Annotated in this window: 13 protein-coding genes; 7 read left to right on the top strand and 6 right to left on the bottom strand. The window is 59.5% G+C overall.

Translation table 11 applies throughout. The features are described from left to right. Window positions 1–96: 96 nt before the first annotated feature. Window positions 97–1,101, top strand: a complete 1,005-nt coding sequence (fbp, locus tag ACRAWE_RS18575; RefSeq protein WP_004933587.1) for a class 1 fructose-bisphosphatase — start codon at window positions 97–99, stop codon at window positions 1,099–1,101. Between the two features lie 45 nt (window positions 1,102–1,146). On the opposite strand, the gene ACRAWE_RS18570 is transcribed toward fbp, so the two are convergent. Next, complete coding sequence (locus ACRAWE_RS18570) at window positions 1,147–2,700, bottom strand: methyl-accepting chemotaxis protein (RefSeq protein ID WP_432525710.1); 1,554 nt, start codon at window positions 2,698–2,700, stop codon at window positions 1,147–1,149. A gap of 260 nt (window positions 2,701–2,960) precedes the next feature. On the opposite strand from ACRAWE_RS18570, the gene ppa reads away from it, so the two are divergent. Further along, a complete protein-coding gene (ppa, locus tag ACRAWE_RS18565; RefSeq protein ID WP_004933594.1) occupies window positions 2,961–3,491 on the top strand; it encodes an inorganic diphosphatase in 531 nt (176 codons plus the stop codon). A 53-nt stretch (window positions 3,492–3,544) separates the two neighbouring features. Here the strand turns inward: ppa and ACRAWE_RS18560 are convergent, their stop codons facing one another. The 3 genes from ACRAWE_RS18560 to tamA are packed head-to-tail and all read right to left on the bottom strand — an operon-like array spanning window position 3,545 to window position 9,428. Continuing rightward, window positions 3,545–3,892, bottom strand: a complete 348-nt coding sequence (locus ACRAWE_RS18560) for a gamma-glutamylcyclotransferase family protein (RefSeq protein WP_025159589.1) — start codon at window positions 3,890–3,892, stop codon at window positions 3,545–3,547. Window positions 3,893–3,894: 2 nt separating this feature from the next. Next, window positions 3,895–7,713: an autotransporter assembly complex protein TamB gene (tamB, locus tag ACRAWE_RS18555; protein WP_432525709.1), complete on the bottom strand. Its 3,819-nt coding sequence runs from the start codon at window positions 7,711–7,713 to the stop codon at window positions 3,895–3,897. Further along, the gene (gene tamA / locus ACRAWE_RS18550) at window positions 7,710–9,428 is read right to left on the bottom strand and encodes an autotransporter assembly complex protein TamA (protein ID WP_195934014.1); all 1,719 of its coding nucleotides are present in this window, start codon (window positions 9,426–9,428) and stop codon (window positions 7,710–7,712) included. The genes tamB and tamA overlap by 4 nt, the downstream gene beginning before the upstream one ends. Window positions 9,429–9,735: 307 nt before the next feature. Between tamA and msrA the strand changes: the two genes are divergently transcribed. Continuing rightward, window positions 9,736–10,374, top strand: coding sequence for a peptide-methionine (S)-S-oxide reductase MsrA (gene msrA, locus ACRAWE_RS18545; protein ID WP_086012758.1), 639 nt, complete (start codon window positions 9,736–9,738; stop codon window positions 10,372–10,374). Between the two features lie 180 nt (window positions 10,375–10,554). Then, complete coding sequence (locus tag ACRAWE_RS18540; protein ID WP_038879165.1) at window positions 10,555–11,886, top strand: hemolysin family protein; 1,332 nt, start codon at window positions 10,555–10,557, stop codon at window positions 11,884–11,886. A 66-nt stretch (window positions 11,887–11,952) separates the two neighbouring features. On the opposite strand, the gene ACRAWE_RS18535 is transcribed toward ACRAWE_RS18540, so the two are convergent. Next, on the bottom strand, window positions 11,953–12,159 hold the full coding sequence (locus ACRAWE_RS18535) for a DUF1107 domain-containing protein (RefSeq protein WP_019453363.1): 207 nt from the start codon (window positions 12,157–12,159) through the stop codon (window positions 11,953–11,955). 330 nt (window positions 12,160–12,489) lie between these two features. On the opposite strand from ACRAWE_RS18535, the gene ACRAWE_RS18530 reads away from it, so the two are divergent. Next, window positions 12,490–13,047 carry a YtfJ family protein gene (locus tag ACRAWE_RS18530; RefSeq protein ID WP_025159587.1) on the top strand — a complete coding sequence of 186 codons (558 nt, stop codon included), beginning with the start codon at window positions 12,490–12,492 and terminating at the stop codon, window positions 13,045–13,047. A 1-nt stretch (window position 13,048) separates the two neighbouring features. Here the strand turns inward: ACRAWE_RS18530 and cysQ are convergent, their stop codons facing one another. After that, on the bottom strand, window positions 13,049–13,789 hold the full coding sequence (cysQ, locus tag ACRAWE_RS18525; RefSeq protein ID WP_033644177.1) for a 3'(2'),5'-bisphosphate nucleotidase CysQ: 741 nt from the start codon (window positions 13,787–13,789) through the stop codon (window positions 13,049–13,051). 255 nt (window positions 13,790–14,044) lie between these two features. On the opposite strand from cysQ, the gene ACRAWE_RS18520 reads away from it, so the two are divergent. Then, on the top strand, window positions 14,045–15,997 hold the full coding sequence (locus ACRAWE_RS18520) for a bifunctional 2',3'-cyclic-nucleotide 2'-phosphodiesterase/3'-nucleotidase (protein ID WP_197667635.1): 1,953 nt from the start codon (window positions 14,045–14,047) through the stop codon (window positions 15,995–15,997). A 113-nt stretch (window positions 15,998–16,110) separates the two neighbouring features. Next, window positions 16,111–16,776: an iron-sulfur cluster repair protein YtfE gene (ytfE, locus tag ACRAWE_RS18515; RefSeq protein WP_019453367.1), complete on the top strand. Its 666-nt coding sequence runs from the start codon at window positions 16,111–16,113 to the stop codon at window positions 16,774–16,776. Window positions 16,777–16,787 lie beyond the last annotated feature (11 nt).

The raw sequence follows: 16,787 nt of genomic DNA, 5'->3' as shown, positions 1-16,787 counted from the left end.
CTATGAATGGCGCGCATCTTTGGGCTACACTGCACGCGAAAACGTTGGCGGTTTGTTAACAGGCCGCTATCCATCCGTAGATTCAGGGATTGTGTCATGAAAACGTTAGGCGAATTTATCGTCGAGAAACAGCACGACTTCTCGCACGCCACCGGCGAGCTGACCGCGTTACTTTCTGCCATTAAACTGGGCGCCAAAATCATCCACCGCGACATCAACAAGGCCGGCCTGGTTGATATTCTGGGAACCAGCGGGGTGTCCAACGTACAGGGCGAAGTTCAGATGAAACTGGACCTGTACGCGAACGAAAAACTGAAAGCGGCGTTGAAAGCGCGCGGTGAAGTTGCGGGTATCGCTTCCGAAGAAGAAGATGAAATCGTGATATTCGACGGCGAGCGTGCTGAAAATGCCAAGTATGTCGTATTGATGGATCCGTTGGACGGTTCGTCCAACATCGATGTCAACGTCTCGGTCGGTACGATTTTCTCTATCTACCGTCGCATCACGCCGGTCGGCACGCCGGTGACCGAAGAAGACTTCCTGCAGCCGGGCAGCGCCCAGGTCGCAGCGGGTTATGTGGTTTACGGTTCGTCCACCATGCTGGTGTACACCACCGGTTACGGCGTCCACGCCTTCACTTACGACCCGTCTCTGGGCGTGTTCTGTCTCTCTCACGAGAAAGTGCGCTTCCCGGCGAGCGGCAACATGTATTCCATCAACGAAGGCAACTACATCAAGTTCCCTCTCGGCGTGAAGAAATACATCAAGTACTGCCAGGAGCAGGACGAAGCGACGCAGCGCCCTTATACCTCGCGCTACATCGGTTCTCTGGTGGCGGACTTCCACCGCAACCTGCTGAAAGGCGGCATCTACATCTACCCAAGCACCGCCAGCCACCCACAGGGCAAGCTGCGCCTGCTGTACGAATGCAACCCGATGGCGTTCCTGGCCGAACAGGCCGGCGGTAAGGCCAGCGACGGTAAAAACCGCATTCTGGACATCACGCCGGTGAAACTGCACCAGCGCGCGCCATTCTTCGTCGGCACCAAGTCGATGGTAGAAGACGCAGAACGCTTCATCGCCGAAAACCCGGACGAGTAACGCGTTTTTTGCCAGGGTTCGGCGCCTTGCCGAACCCTTGTCGCCTTACAGCTTGAACGCCGCCATGCTCTGCGCCAGCAGCTGAGCCTGATCTTCCAGCGAGCGCGTCGCCGCCGCAGACTCCTCCACCAGCGCCGCATTCTGTTGCGCCACCTGATCCATCTGCGCCACCGCCAGGTTCACCTGTTCGATACCGCTGCTTTGTTCGCGTGTCGCCGCCGAGATCTCACGCATCAACGCCGTCACCCGGCCCACTTCGCCGGTGATGCCGCTCATGGTCTGCGCCGCCGACTCCACCATCTGCTCGCCTTCCTGCACCCGGTTCTGCGACGCTTCGATCAGCCCTTTGATCTCTTTCGCCGACTGGGCGCTGCGCTGCGCCAGATTGCGTACTTCGCCGGCCACCACCGCGAAGCCGCGGCCCTGTTCACCGGCGCGCGCCGCTTCCACCGCCGCATTCAGCGCCAGGATATTGGTCTGGAAGGCGATGCCGTCCATCACGCTGATGATATCGGCGATGCGGCGTGAACTGTCGGTGATCGCCTGCATCTTGCTCATCACCTGGCTGACCACGTCGCTGCCCTGGTTGGCGATATCGGACACGCTCAGCGCCAGTTGGTTGGCCTGTTCGCAGTTCTCGGCGTTCATTTTCACCGTCGAGGTCAGTTGCTCCATGCTGGCGGCGGTCTCTTCCAGCGAGGCGGCCGATTCTTCGGTGCGCTGCGCCAGGTGCAGGTTGCCGGCCGCCAGTTCGCGTGAACCGGTGTCGATCTGGCTGCTGGCATCGCGCACTTTGCTGACCGAACTGGCCAACGCCCGCTGCATGCGCTGCATAGCACGTATCAGGCGCCCCATTTCGGTATCACCCTCGCCGCGGATCTCATGGGTCAGATCGCCGCCGGCGATGTGCTCCAGCTGCGCGATGGACTCGTCCAACGGGCGCAGAATGATCACGCGCAGCGCGAACCAGGCCAGCACCGCCAGCAGCACACTCAGCAGGCCCGCCACCACGATCAGCGAGATCTTGGTGTTGGCGTTGCTTTCCGCGTCATGCACCTGCTGGGCGCCGAGCTTCATGGCGAAGCTGCGGAAATCGGTGAGATCCTTTTCAAACGCGATGCTCAATGCGGAGATGCGCGTCTCCTGGATATGATAATACTCATCAATCTTGCCGGCCTTGATGGCGGCGGCCATCGGCTTCACGCCCTGTTCCAGATAGGCGCGATAGCTGTTTTGCAGGCGGTTGGAGAGTTCGCGGCCGCGATCGGTCACGGTGCCGACGCCGACAAAGCGCGCCATTTCCTTGTTCGACTGCTCGAGGTAGCCGTAGATGCGGCCGACGGTCGCGTCGGAGACATCAGTCTGGCCGATCTCCCGTTGGCGCACCGCCAGCGAGGCAGCGGTTCGGGCGCGCAGCGTCAGGTTGGAGCTGTTGGCCAGCGAGCCCAGCTCTTCGCCAAGGATCTGGTTTAAGGTATGGATCGAGCGCGATCCTTCGTTAATCGCGTTGACGCCAATAATGCTGACCATAATCAGCAGCATGGTCATCAGGCTCAGCAGGGCGATCAGCCCAGCCTTCACCGTAATCTTTTTTAGCATGAGTTCTTCCCGGCTTCAGAATAGTGAGATCAGACGTAGTAGGGGTGGCAAAACGCGGAGCCAGCTTTGCTGGCTCATTATTGTTTGTTGAAGTTATCGGCAGCCGCAGGCAAAACTTCATGCCGTGGCGGGATTAATCTGGAAATTCTCCGCGCGCAGAGGCACTGGGTTTTCGACGATGAAAAGGGCAGGAAATCGCAAAAGAGTCCGCTATAATAGCCGCCACTCCATTTCTGGTTTGATGATTAAAGGAAACCGACATGAGCTTGAATCTGGTCCCTGCTGGCAAAGACCTGCCGGAAGACATCTACGTAGTAATCGAAATCCCGGCCAACGCCGATCCAATCAAATACGAAATCGACAAAGAAACCGGCGCGCTGTTCGTTGACCGTTTCATGTCCACCGCAATGTTCTACCCGTGCAACTACGGCTACATCAACCACACCCTGTCTCTGGACGGCGACCCGGTTGACGTGCTGGTCCCAACGCCATATCCGCTGCAGCCGGGTTCCGTGATCCGCTGCCGTCCGGTTGGCGTGCTGAAGATGACCGACGAAGCCGGTGAAGACGCCAAGCTGGTTGCGGTACCGCACAGCAAGCTGACCAAAGAGTACGATCACGTGAAAGACGTGAACGACCTGCCGGAGCTGCTGAAAGCTCAGATCGCTCACTTCTTCGAGCACTACAAAGATCTGGAAAAAGGCAAATGGGTGAAAGTGGAAGGCTGGGCAGACGCTGCCGCGGCTAAAGCGGAAATCATCGCCTCCTTCGAACGCGCCGCCAAGAAGTAATTCTCGCCGCCGTCCGATGAAAAAACACCGCTCAATGAGCGGTGTTTTTTTTCTTACTGTTCTTCGAGACGCTTCAGCCAGTCACCGCTGGTAATTCGCGGGTAACCGTCCACGCTGTGTTTGTACAGGTAGATCCACGCACTCCCATAAGGCGTCTGAATCAGCTCGCGCTTATAGTCCTTGGTGTTGCTTTTCAGTTCGTCCAGCTCTGCCAGAATCGATGAGTTAATACGATACACCTCGCAATGTATCGTGCCCTCTCCAGGGATCGCCGCCGGGTAATGGCCCAGATTATAAATCTGATAGCCTTCGAGCTCGTGCTCGCCGAGCCATTGGGCGTTGGTCATCCAATGGCTGTTTCCCTGTTTGCGTCGTAAACTGCCGTAGACAATTATTCGCATCGCTAAAACTCAAACTGATAGAGCAAATCTAATGCCTGGTCGAGACCAGACACCGCTTCAAGATACAACTTAGGCATCAGGCGATAACGCAACGTCAGCGTGGCCAGCGAGTCGAAAATACCCACCCCATATTTTACTTGTAAGCCTGGGAGGACATAGCCGCTCACGACAACCTGGGAATTGTCGCCAACCCCCTGAGTGTCCAGGGCCAAATTACTCACGCCGAATGCCTCGCCGATTTTACCCACAAGTTGACCACTTTGTGCAACCCCCATGCCGATTAACATCGACGTCATGGCGTTGCCGTCGGCGCCGGAACTGCTCAAACCCTGGCCGCGCAGCAGATAAGACAAGGCTTCCTGCTGCGATTTGGCCGGATCGGAGAACACTTCCAGCTTCGGCGCATCCGCCAGGCCGGTCACGCGCACGCCGGCGGTCACGTCGTCCTCGGTGGATTCCGGGTTGCGGATCGCCTCGATGTTGAGCAGTGGCTGATCCGGCGGACCGGAGAACATCAGCTGCCCTTTACGCACGATCAAATCCTGACCATAAGCATGGAATCGACCGGAAGGGATGTCAATCTGGCCGTTGAGGCCCAGCCCTTTCTTGTCCTGCACCACCTTCAGGTCGCCCTTCAGGCGGGCTTTGAGGCCGAAAGCGTCCAGCCGCACGTCGTTGCCGACGTGAATCATCAGGTTGCTGTTAATGGGGATCGATGCCGTCTTCGGTTGAATCGGCTTCAGCTGATCGTCCAGCATCACCTCGTCGGAAGAGACGCCCACCGCGCTTTCCGGCAGCTCCTGCACCGTGATGCGCGCCCAGGGAATATCGACCTTGCCGTTGAGCGAGAACAGCTGCGGCGTGGCTTCGAACACCAGATCCGGCGACACGTCGATGCGGATCATCGGCGGCACCGTCACCCGCAGCTTGTCGCCCTTGGCGGCGATGCGCGCACGCCAGGCATTGATGTCACGCCAGTCGGCGTCGCCCGCCAGATTCAGCTGACCGCGCGTGGTGCTGAGCAGCCCCTCGAGCGTCGAGGTCATGCCGTTGAAATTCACCGCCAGCCGCGCATCGGTCATGTCGAACGGCATCCAGTGCCCCTGCACCTTCGCCCGATCCAACGCCAGGCGGCCGAACACCAGCGGCTTCTGCGCGCTGCCGCCCAGGCGCAGGTTGGCGTTCAGCATGCCCGCCGCGCTTTCGCCCTTCATCAGCGCCGGGTTGATCAGCGCCAGCGAGATGTTGGTGATATTGACGTTGCCGCTGATGGTGCGCCGCACCTGCGGATCCGCCACCTGGATGTTGCCGTCGAACTGGCCGTTGTTGGTCAGTTTGATCCGCCAGTCGGCCTGCGCGCGGCCGTTGTTCAGCCCGGCGTTGAGGGTCAGCGTATCGAAGGCGATCGGCAGCGCGTTGCCCTGTACCTGCTGCACGACTTTGACGCCGTTGCCGGCCAGCGTGACTTTCGCCTCCGGCAGCGCGCCGCCTGGTTTCCAGCTGACGTCGGCCCGGCCGGTGAACACGCCACTGAGGGCGGTTTCCGGACCGAGGAACGGTTTGATCATCGCCAGGTCGAACCGGTTAAGCACCACGCTGGCCTGGCCGCTCTGGCCGGCTTCAATGGTCTTCGGCACACACAGTTCGGCATTCGGGTTCTGCCAGCAGTGCGGCCCGACGCTGATCTTCTGCTCAGTGTTCAGGTAGTCCAGCGCGATGGCGCGCGTCAGGCGCCACTCCCCGACCGGCGTATCGAAGCGGGTGTTGTTCAGATTGCCGCGCCAGCGCTGCTGTTGACGATCGAAGCTGCCCTGCAGCGCCAGCTGGCCGGAGACCGGTTTGCCGTCGATCTTCAACTGCAGCTGATGCTGTTTCTCGCTGCCTTTGGCGTCGAGGGTCAGCAGGCTGACCTCCAGCGCGTCCTGCTTCAGCTGCTCGACGCGTACCGCCAACTGCCCCTGGATCTGATCCGTGGAGCGCACATCACCATCGATCTTCACGCGGTTGATGCGCAGCGCCTGCCACTGCAAGCCGGAGGCGGTCAAATCCGCCAGCAGCTGCGGTGCCTGCAGATTGCCGCGCAGTTTCAGCAGCCCTTTGGCGGTGCCGCCCAGGCCCGGCAGCGCGCCGTCCAGACGCGGCGCGTCGATGTTAGCGTCCAGATTCCAGCTCTTCTCGTCCAACTGCCCTTTGACGTTCAGCTGGTTACGCCCCAGCGTCAGATCGATGCCGGGGATTTTCCACTGCCCGGCGGCGTTGCCGCTCAGCGTGCCGCGCGCCGTGACCTTGTTCTGCTTCACGTTGCCGTCCAGCTGCAACACCGGCACCTGCAACTGCCAGCTGCCGCCGTGCAGGCTGCCGCGCGTAGCTATCTTGCCGTCGAGCTTCGCCGGCCATTCCGGCCACTGCTTGGCGGTATTGATGCCGCTCAGCGTCAATTGCGAGTTCCAACTGATGGCCTTGCTCCAGTCCACCAGCGCGGTGAGGTCGGTATTGCCCTGCAGCGCCGCCAGGCGCAGGCGCTCCAGCTTGAACTGCTCGACGTTGCCTTTGCCGTCCAGCGTCAACACCGCCGGCGGCAGATCCTGGCCTTTCAGATTGGCGCGCGTCGACAGCGCGTAGTCGGTCGCCTTGCCGTTAAAGCGCAGGCGGAAATCGTTGACCTGATACTGCGCCTCGCCGCTCAGCGGCCATTTCAGCTGCTTGCTCTGCAGCGTCAGCGCCAGCGGCAGGCCGGCTTCGGCCAGCCGGGTTTGCACATCGAGTTGGGCCCCGACCGGGCCGGACAGGTTCAGCGCCACCTTCAGCTCGTCACGCAGTCCGCCGCCGATGTTCAGCTTCACTTTCTCGCCCTTCAGCGGCTCGATATTCAACGCGCTGTTGGCGGTCAGGGCCACCGGCCAGTCGCCAGTCAGGGTCGCCTGTCCCTGCACCGACAGCGTGCCCTGCGGCGATTTCACGTCGAAGTTGTCCAGCTGGATATGCTGGTCCTGCGTGCTGGCCTGCAGCAACAGGCTCGTGATCAGCACGTCGGTATCGCCGGTCAAGCGCAGCTGCTCGCCGCTGATCTCTTTGACGGTGATATCCAGCGGCAGGCGGATGTCCGGCAGATCCGGCAACAGCGGTTTGGCGAACAGTTCCTTCAGCGTTTCGCCGAGCGGCTTCTCTTCCGGCTGCGGCGCCGGTTTCGCCGCTTCGGTAACCTGCTCGCCGACCTTTTTCGCCACCTCTACCGCCGGTTGCACCGCTTCCGGCAACGGGTTTTGCGGGGTTTTCGGCAACGCGATCAGCAGCGAGCCGATCTTGGTGGGCATCAGCGTCAGCGCGCGCTCCTGCCAGTGTGCACCGGTGCGGAACTCGGCCAGAGAGATGGCGGTGTCGTCGACGGTGACCTTGACGTTATTCAGCGCCAACAGGCGCAGCGTGATCGGATAAGGCGTGCTGAGATTGGTGGTCGGCTCACTGCTCTCCTCCACCGGCGCGGCAGGCGCCATCTCTTTGGTGTTCACCGCCACGTCCACGTCCTGAGCGGTCAAGGCGTTGACGCACAGCGAACTGCGTTTAAAGCAGGACAGATCGAGGGAGAGGTGGAACTGCCCGGCGTTGACCGTCACGCCCGGCATCTGATACTTCACGCCCTTCAGCGTCAAATCGCGCCAACCGCCGCTGACGCCGGCGATCTCCAGCCCAGGCACCCAGCGCGCCGCGCCGTTGATGACCATATGCAAACCGGTGGTGGTGCCCACCAGGAAGGCCAGACCGCCGATCAGCAACAGCAAGACGACCAGAAATCCGAGACAAATCTTTTTAACCAGGCTCATAGTTCAGGCCCCAAACCGATGTAGAACTGCATCCCGTGGGTGTCCTTGTCCCCCACGGGCGCGGCGATATCCAGCTTCACCGGCCCCACCGGCGACTGCCAGCGCACGCCGACACCGGCGCCGGTTTTGAAGTTGCTCTGCTTGATATCGTTCACCGCTTCACCGGAGTCGACGAACATCGCCCCCCACCATTTGCCGGTCACGTTGTATTGGTACTCCAGCGATCCGGTCAGCATCTTGGAGGCACCGGTCAGCTTGCCGTCGTTATCACGCGGCGAAATGTCTTTGTACTTGTAGCCGCGAATGCTGCGGTCGCCACCGGCGAAGAAACGCAGATCCGGCGGCACCTTGTCGAAATCGTTGGTTTCAATCCATCCCACCTGCCCGCGCGCCACGAAACGGTGCTTGTCGGCCAGGGTGCGGATCCAGACGTTCTGCGCCTGCATCAGCGCGAAGTCCACGCCGGAGCCCCAAGTGGTGTCGGACACGTCGATGGAGTAGCGCTGGCTGTCGCCCCAGGTCGGCATCAGGCCGCCGCGCGAACGGGTGCGGTTGAAGCTGACGCCGGGATACAACAGCATGGTGGTGTTGCTGACGTTACCCTGGGTAAAGTTATCCCAGCGCCAGGTCAGGTTGATCGCCCGCTGCCAGCCGCTGGAGAGATCCCAGTTGCGCGAGGCCACCACTTTGGAGGTGACGGATTTGGTGTCGTTGAGATTGACGTTCTTGAGCCCGCCCTGCAGCAGGTAATACTGCTCCAGCGGATTCTTCAGCAGCGGGATCTTGTAGGTCAGATCCAGCTGCTGCTCCGGCGCCGACACGCTGGCGCTGGTTTCCAGGCTATGCCCGCGATCGTTGAGCCAGGGCTTTTTCCAGGTGCCTTTCACCCGTGGGCCGACGTCGGTGGAGTAACCGATACCGGTTTCGACGGTGTTGCGCGTGCGCGGCGTCACCAGCGCGTCCAACGGCAAAATCTTGTTCTCTTTGGCATCGTTGAAATCAGGGGACACCACCACCGAGTTAAACCAGTTGGTGGCGGACAAACGGCGGTTCAGCTCGGCCAAATCCTCCGAACTGTAGTAATCCCCCTGATGAAAGGGCACCAGATTTTGCAGATAGTCTTCGCGGATTTGCGAACCGGTGAATTTCACCTTGCCGAAGCGATAACGTTCGCCGCTGTTGAAATCGATATCCCAAAACGCCTTGTGCAGATCTTCGGCCACACCGAGCTGGCTTTTGGTCATGTCGGCATCGAAGTAGCCTTTGCGCAGCGCCAGGCCGGTGAGCGAGCCTTTGAAACTGTCATACTTGCCGTGGTTGAGGATCTCGCCGATGGTCGGCCGGTCCTTCTTTACCAGCGCCAGGTAGTCCTCATCGGTCTTTGCGCCGCCTTCCAGCACGATGTTGGCGCCGGCGATGCGCACCGGTTCGCCCGGATTGACCTTGGCATGCAGCACCGGGCGCGACATCCCCGGCCTGTCGTCCAGCGTAAACTCGATGGTCGGCTGGTAATAGCCGAGCGCGCGCAGCCCCTGGCGCACCGCCTCATCCACCCGCGCGCGAAAACGGCCGTCGGTGCCGACTTCTTCAGGCGTGATCGACGACAGCCGCACCCGGACGTTTTTTTCCAATTCTCCGCTTAACCCTTCCACCTGCAACCGCACGTTCGCCGCGTAGGCTGCAGGTGTTGCAAGCAACACAGCTATCAAGCACATGACCGGGTACTTTGGCACGTGTTCTCCTTATTGATTTTACTTTCCTGTTATGGTGTTCGCTCCGGGGCCAGGGCAGACTCCGCGCTATCATGACGGCAGCCCTCTTCAGCCTCGTTCCGGACGCCGCCCGCCGCGCTTTGCCACCGCCGCGCAACAGGCGAATTCTTCACTTTTGGCGCTCAAAATACTGCGTTAAGCTTATACAAAATCCCACTTGCCACTTATTGTGGGCAAAGACGCGGTGAGATACAACCGAACCGCCGCCATGTAGGGTCAATTCTTACTGTGACAACAGGAGTCAACCGTGGTGCCATTTTTTGATAAATCACAAACCGTCGATAAGGCAAGCGCGCTGCCTGGCCGCACCACGCCAATGCCTGTCGCAACGCTCAACGTGGTCACCGAACACTCGATGACCCAGGTGCCGGCAGGCATGGAAGTGGCGATCTTCGCCATGGGCTGTTTCTGGGGCGTAGAGCGCCTGTTCTGGCAACAGCCGGGCGTCTACAGCACCGCCGCCGGCTACAGCGGCGGCTACACGCCGAACCCGACCTACCGTGAAGTATGCAGCGGCCAGACCGGCCATGCCGAAGTGGTGCGCGTGGTGTTCGATCCGCAGGTCGTCAGCTACAAACAGCTGCTGCAGCTGTTCTGGGAAAATCACGATCCGGCGCAGGGCATGCGCCAGGGCGGCGACGTCGGCACGCAGTACCGCTCGGCGATCTATACGCTGAGCCCTGAACAGCAGGCCGAAGCCGAAAGCAGCCTGCAGCGCTTCCAGCAGGCGATGGACGCGGCGGGAGACAAGCGTGTCATCACCACCGAGATCGCGCCGGCGCTGCCGTTCTATTACGCAGAAGACGATCACCAGCAGTACCTGTTCAAGAACCCGGAAGGCTACTGCGGGCTGGGCGGCATCGGCGTTTGCCTGCCGCCGCAGGGCTGATCCGATGCAGGCCGGCGGCACTTTTTTAACCGCTGGCGGCCCCTGTGGGGCAACTGCTATACTATGCGGGCCGCTTCTGCGGCCCGATAGCTTCCCTTCTGGTTGTTATCGCTGCTTTTTTTACTATGTACTACCCTTCCTCAAGAGCGCCGGCATCCCGTCGGCACGTATGGATAGATTATGTTAAACAGTATTTTACTGATTCTTTTTCTGATCGCGGTGAGTGCGTTCTTCTCACTGTCGGAAATCTCTCTGGCCGCCTCGCGCAAGATCAAACTGAAGCTGATGGCGGACGAAGGCAACGTCAACGCCGCCAGAGTGCTTAAACTGCAAGAAACTCCGGGCATCTTCTTCACCGTGGTGCAGATCGGCCTGAACGCCGTGGCCATCCTCGGCGGTATCGTCGGCGACGCGGCTTTTTCCGGCACCTTCCAACAATTCTTTATTAAATTCCTGTCCCCCGAACTGGCGGAACAGGTCAGCTTCATCTGCTCCTTCGTGCTGGTGACCAGCCTGTTTATCCTGTTCGCCGATTTGACCCCGAAGCGCATCGGTATGATTGCACCAGAGACGGTCGCCGTCCGGATCATCAACCCGATGCGTTTCTCCATCATGATCTTCCGCCCGCTGGTGTGGTTCTTCAACGGCATGGCCAACCTGATCTTCCGCATGTTCAAACTGCCGATGGTGCGCAAGGACGACATCACTTCCGATGATATTTACGCGGTGGTGGAAGCCGGCGCCCTGGCGGGCGTGCTGCGCAAGCAGGAGCACGAGCTGATTGAAAACGTGTTCGAACTGGAATCGCGTACCGTGCCGTCTTCGATGACCTCGCGCGAAAGCGTGGTGTACTTCGATCTGCGCGAAAGCGAAGAGAGCATTAAGGAGAAAGTCTCGACCCACCCGCACTCCAAGTTCCTGGTGTGCGACGGCCATATCGATCAGGTGGTCGGCTACGTCGACTCCAAAGACCTGCTGAACCGCGTGCTGGGCAACCAGAGCCTGGTGCTGAGCAGCGGCGTGCAGATCCGTTCGGCGCTGATCGTGCCGGACACCCTCACGCTGTCTGAAGCGCTGGAAAGCTTCAAGACCGCCGGTGAAGACTTCGCGGTGATCCTCAATGAATATGCGTTGGTGGTGGGCATCATCACCCTTAACGACGTGATGACCACGCTGATGGGCGACCTGGTCGGCCAGGGTCAGGAAGAGCAGATCGTAGCGCGTGACGAAAGCTCATGGCTGATTGAAGGCGGCACGCCGATCGACGACGTGATGCGCGTGCTGGATATCGACGAATTCCCGCAGGCGGGTAACTACGAGACCATCGGCGGCTTTATGATGTATATGCTGCGCAAGATCCCGAAACGCACCGACTTCGTCAAATACGCCGGCTACAAGTTTGAAGTGGTGGATATCGACAGCTACAAGATAGACCAGCTGCTGGTCACCCGGCTGAGCGACAAACCGGCGGCGGTACTGCCGAAAGCCCCGGAAGACACCCCGGCGGCTTGATGCCAGCCGGCAAAAACATCAGCGGCCCCATCGGGGCCGCATTTTTTTCAGCTGCCAGCATGGTGTTCAACCGAACTCGGCCTGCAACAGCAGCACCTGGCGGTTCACTTCAGACATCACGCTGAAATGGCGCTTGTCGCGAATCTTCGGCGGCAGGATTTTCCCCTCGTCGAATTCAAATGCGCCTACGTCCTTGATATATAGCCTTCCGCGAAACAGGGTCTTAACGTACTTTGCCACTTTCAAAGGGTTATAACGCTGGAAGATTCTCATTCTTTTACGCTCCTCCCGTTGATCCATGCGCTCAGCGAGCCGCCAAAGGTGGCAGCCTCGAAATTCAGAACGCAACTTGATTGCATGTAGTAGACCCAGTAAAGACCAGAACGTTCACTTTCGCCCGGTGATCTACGCTGGATTTACACTTTTTGACAGAATTGTATATGATAATTTATAACGTTTTCAGGATATCCCTTCAAAATCTGATGATTAGCGAACCAAGGGAAAATCTGCGATCCGGTTAACAGGACAGACCTCTTATCACATCCTATGCTTTAGGCTGTCGAAGTGCTGTCGCACAAATTCCCCCCATTACAAGGAGAAAGCATGAAAACAAGTCGCATGCTGATGGTATCCCTGCTGCTCGCCCCGCTTTTCGCTTCCGCACACAACTTCCAGCTCCAGCAGCGCGTGGCGCCGGTCGGCGTCAGCGACAAAGGAGAGCTCAATTACGCTGACGGTAATTTTAGCTACCAAAACTGGAACAGCGCGCAGCTCAGTGGAAAAGTGCGGGTGATACAACATATTGCCGGCCGCAGCTCCGCCAAAGACATGAACGACCCACTGATTGAAGCGATCAAGAAGGCGAAGCTACCACACGATCGTTACCAAACGACGACAATCGTCAACACCGACGATGCCCTGATGGGCACCGCGATGTTCGTGCGCAGCAGCATTGAAGACAGCAAGAAGGAGTTCCCATGGTCGCAGTTCATCGTCGACAGCGACGGCAACGTGCGCAAAGCCTGGGATCTGCAGCCGAAAGGCTCCGCTATTGTGGTGCTGGATAAGCAAGGGCGCATCCAGTTCGCCAAAGACGGCGCGCTGACGCCGGAAGAGGTGCAGCAGGTGATGTCCAAGCTGCACCAGCTGTTGGCGAACTAACTCAGAACAGCGAAACCCGGAAGCCGGGGTTGAGGAAGGATTCACGCGGGGTGTAAAGCAACGGCTTGCCCTGCCAATCGTGAATCTGCGCCCCGGCAGCCACCGCCACCGCATGCCCTGCGGCGGTATCCCAAATGTTGGTCGGCCCGAAGCGGGGATAGAGCTGCGCCTTGCCTTCCGCCACCAGGCAGAATTTCAGCGAGGAGCCGACGGACACGGTCTGGTGCTCGCCCAGCTGCTGCAGATAGTCTTTCAGTTCGTCGTCGATATGCGAGCGGCTCACCACCACCAGCGGCGGATGCGCGTTGCTGACGCCGATCGCCTGCCGCACGCCCTTCTCTTCTTTCCAGGCCTTGCCGCGCTCCGCCAGATACAACACGTCGATCGCCGGGGCATACACCACGCCCATCACCGCCTGCCCGTCTTCAATCAGGGCGATATTGACCGTGAACTCGCCATTGCGATGTAAAAACTCTTTAGTGCCGTCCAACGGATCGACCAGCCAGTAGCGCGTCCAGTTGCGGCGCTCTTCCCACGCCGGCGGATCCTCTTCCGACAGCAGCGGCACCTCCGGCGTCAGCGCCGCCAGGCCGCGCTTGATGATATGGTGCGCCGCCAGATCGGCCGCCGTCACCGGTGAATCATCTTTTTTCTGTGCGACATCAAGCGGTTGTTCACCATCGTACACCGCCATGATCGCCGCCCCCGCCTCGCGGGACAGTTGGCAAATTCGCTCTAACATCATGCACCTCAACTCCGCATCTCCGTGGGAAATTTCCCTCTGTCTCTGCTAGCAGACTAGTTTTTTTTGCGCCGAATATCCATCTCAACCGCCTAAGCCCCGGGAATTGCTCAGATCTTGTAGGGCGCAACTGTGAACTTCCCCGCGTTACCTGCCGCCGTTTTCTGTCAAACTTCACAGTTTGCTGTGGCAAGCAATGTTAATTACATTTCCCTCTGCGATAACACTCGAATAATGGAATGGAGAGACCCCCCAATGATGAAGCATCCACTGAGGCTGTCCGCGCTTGCGCTGCTGGTGTGCGCCTCGGCGCAGGCGGCGACCGTCGATCTGCGCGTGCTGGAAACCACCGATCTGCACAGCAATATGATGGACTTCGATTACTACAAGGACACCCCGACCGACAAATTCGGCCTGGTGCGCACCGCCAGTCTGATCCAACAGGCGCGCCAGCAGGCCACCAACGCGGTGTTAGTGGACAACGGCGACATCATTCAGGGCAGCCCGCTCGGCGACTACATGGCGGCCAAGGGGTTGAAGCCGGGCGACGTGCACCCGGTCTACAAGGCGATGAACACGCTGGACTATGTGGTCGGCAACATCGGCAACCATGAGTTCAACTACGGGCTGGATTACCTGAAGAACGCCATCGCCGGCGCCAAATTCCCGTATATCAACGCCAACGTCCTCGACGCCAAAACGCAAAAACCGCTGTTCACGCCGTACATCATCGTCGATACGCCGGTGAAAGACCGCGACGGCAAGGCGCATACGCTGCGCATCGGCTACATCGGCTTCGTGCCGCCGCAGATCCTGGTATGGGACAAAGCCAACCTGCAGGGCAAAGTGACGGTGGACGACATCACCGCCACCGCCAAGCGCTACGTGCCGGAAATGCGTAAACAGGGCGCCGATCTGGTGGTGGCGATCCCGCATTCCGGGCTGTCCAGCGAGCCTTACAAGGCGATGGCGGAAAACTCGGTCTATTACCTCAGCCAGGTGCCGGGCATCGACGCCATCATGTTCGGTCACGCCCATGCGGTGTTCCCAAGCAAGGACTTCGCCAACATCAAAGGCGCGGATATCGATAAGGGCCTGCTGAACGGCATACCGGCGGTCATGCCGGGCCAGTGGGGCGATCATCTCGGCGTGGTCGACCTGCAGCTCAACAACGATGGCGGCAGTTGGAAAGTGACCGCCGCCAAAGCGGAAGCGCGGCCGATCTACGACAAAGAGAACAAGAAATCGCTGGCGGCTGAAGACGCCGCGCTGGTGAAAGTATTGGCGGACGATCACAAGGGCACGCGCGAGTTCGTCAGCCAGCCGATCGGCAAATCCGACGGCAACATGTACAGCTATCTGGCGCTGGTGCAGGACGATCCGACGGTGCAAATCGTCAACAATGCGCAGAAGGCCTACGTCGAACATTACATCCAGGGCGACCCGGATCTGGCCGATCTGCCGGTGCTGTCGGCGGCGGCGCCGTTCAAGGTCGGCGGCCGCAAGAACGATCCCGCCAGCTTCGTCGAAGTGGAAAAGGGCCAGCTCACCTTCCGCAACGCCGCCGATCTCTATCTCTATCCAAATACGCTGGTGGTGGTGAAGGCCAGCGGCAAAGAGGTGAAAGAGTGGCTGGAGTGCTCCGCCGGTCAGTTCAACCAGATAGACGTCAATAACGCCAAGCCGCAAGGTTTGATCAACTGGGATGGCTTCCGCACCTATAATTTCGACGTGATCGACGGCGTCAATTACCAGATCGACGTCAGCCAGCCGGCGCGCTATGACGGCGAATGCCAGTTGATCAACGATAAGGCGGAGCGTATCAAGCAGCTGACCTTCAACGGCAAGCCGATCGATCCGAACGCCACTTTCCTGGTCGCCACCAACAACTACCGCGCCTACGGCGGCAAATTTGCCGGTACCGGCGACCAACATATCGCCTTCGCTTCGCCGGATGAGAACCGTTCGGTACTGGCGGCCTACATCAGCGCCGAAACCAAACGGCGCGGCGCAGTACATCCGCAGGCAGACAACAACTGGCGTTTGGCGACCTTCAGCAGCAAGCAGCCGCTGGATATCCGCTTCGAGACCTCGCCATCGGACAAAGCAACGGCGTTTATCAAAGAGCACGCCCAATACCCGATGACCGCCGAAGGCAATGACCGCATCGGTTTCGCGGTCTATCGCATCGATTTAAGCGCAAAATAATCGTCAGGCCGGGGCAATCCCCCGGCCATCTTCGCTATTTTCCCGCTGGCGCGCCCTTTAAATTGCATTTAAAATGCATTTTATAGAATTCCTTCGTTTAAAGAGGCACTACCATGGATTACCGCAATCAATCCCTTGGCGCGCTCGCTATCGCCATTCCCCGGGCATCCCGTCTTTTTCGCCAACACCAGCTGGATTTCTGCTGCGGCGGCCGACAGTCGCTGGAACGCGCCGCCGAGCGTAAAGGCCTGGATATCGACAGATTGGAGAACGAACTGGCCGCTCTGGCCGCCACGCCGGTACAAAACCGTGACTGGCGCACGGCCCCGCTCGATGAGGTGATCGACTACATTCTACCGCGCTTTCATCAGCGGCACCGAGAACAGCTGGCCGAACTGGTGCTGATGGCGGAAAAAGTTGAACGCGTGCACGGCGACAAACCCGCCTGCCCGCGCGGGTTGGCGAAGCAGCTGAACCTGATCCGCCTGGATCTGGAGAATCACATGATGAAAGAGGAGCAGATCCTGTTCCCGCTGATCAAACAGGGGATGGGGCCTCAGGCCGCCGGACCTATTTCGGTGATGGAACATGAACATGACGAGGCGGGCGAGCAACTGGAGGTGGTGAAGTTCCTCACCGATAACGTCACGCCGCCGGAGGGTGCCTGCACCACCTGGCGAGCGCTGTACAACGGCATCGACGAGTTCATCGGCGATCTGATGGAACACATCAGTCTGGAGAACAATCTGCTGTTCCCGCGCGCGCTGCGCGGCGCATAAAACAAGGGCGC

This window comes from Serratia sp. BFP-2025, assembly GCF_050880365.1.
Taxonomy (GTDB): Bacteria; Pseudomonadota; Gammaproteobacteria; order Enterobacterales; family Enterobacteriaceae; genus Serratia; species Serratia surfactantfaciens.
Note: the sequence above shows the minus strand (reverse complement) of the source record. Positions and strands in the feature narration are given on the sequence as shown.

Excerpts from the sequence above, each read along its gene's own strand:
- tamB (WP_432525709.1), bottom strand. The coding sequence starts at position 7,713 with ATGAGCCTGGTTAAAAAGATTTGTCTCGGATTTCTGGTCGTCTTGCTG.
- ACRAWE_RS18530 (WP_025159587.1), top strand. The coding sequence starts at position 12,490 with ATGAAAACAAGTCGCATGCTGATGGTATCCCTGCTGCTCGCCCCGCTT.
- ytfE (WP_019453367.1), top strand. The coding sequence starts at position 16,111 with ATGGATTACCGCAATCAATCCCTTGGCGCGCTCGCTATCGCCATTCCC.
- fbp (WP_004933587.1), top strand. The coding sequence starts at position 97 with ATGAAAACGTTAGGCGAATTTATCGTCGAGAAACAGCACGACTTCTCG.
- ACRAWE_RS18570 (WP_432525710.1), bottom strand. The coding sequence starts at position 2,700 with ATGCTAAAAAAGATTACGGTGAAGGCTGGGCTGATCGCCCTGCTGAGC.
- ppa (WP_004933594.1), top strand. The coding sequence starts at position 2,961 with ATGAGCTTGAATCTGGTCCCTGCTGGCAAAGACCTGCCGGAAGACATC.
- ACRAWE_RS18540 (WP_038879165.1), top strand. The coding sequence starts at position 10,555 with ATGTTAAACAGTATTTTACTGATTCTTTTTCTGATCGCGGTGAGTGCG.
- ACRAWE_RS18520 (WP_197667635.1), top strand. The coding sequence starts at position 14,045 with ATGATGAAGCATCCACTGAGGCTGTCCGCGCTTGCGCTGCTGGTGTGC.
- ACRAWE_RS18535 (WP_019453363.1), bottom strand. The coding sequence starts at position 12,159 with ATGAGAATCTTCCAGCGTTATAACCCTTTGAAAGTGGCAAAGTACGTT.
- ACRAWE_RS18560 (WP_025159589.1), bottom strand. The coding sequence starts at position 3,892 with ATGCGAATAATTGTCTACGGCAGTTTACGACGCAAACAGGGAAACAGC.
- cysQ (WP_033644177.1), bottom strand. The coding sequence starts at position 13,789 with ATGTTAGAGCGAATTTGCCAACTGTCCCGCGAGGCGGGGGCGGCGATC.
- tamA (WP_195934014.1), bottom strand. The coding sequence starts at position 9,428 with ATGTGCTTGATAGCTGTGTTGCTTGCAACACCTGCAGCCTACGCGGCG.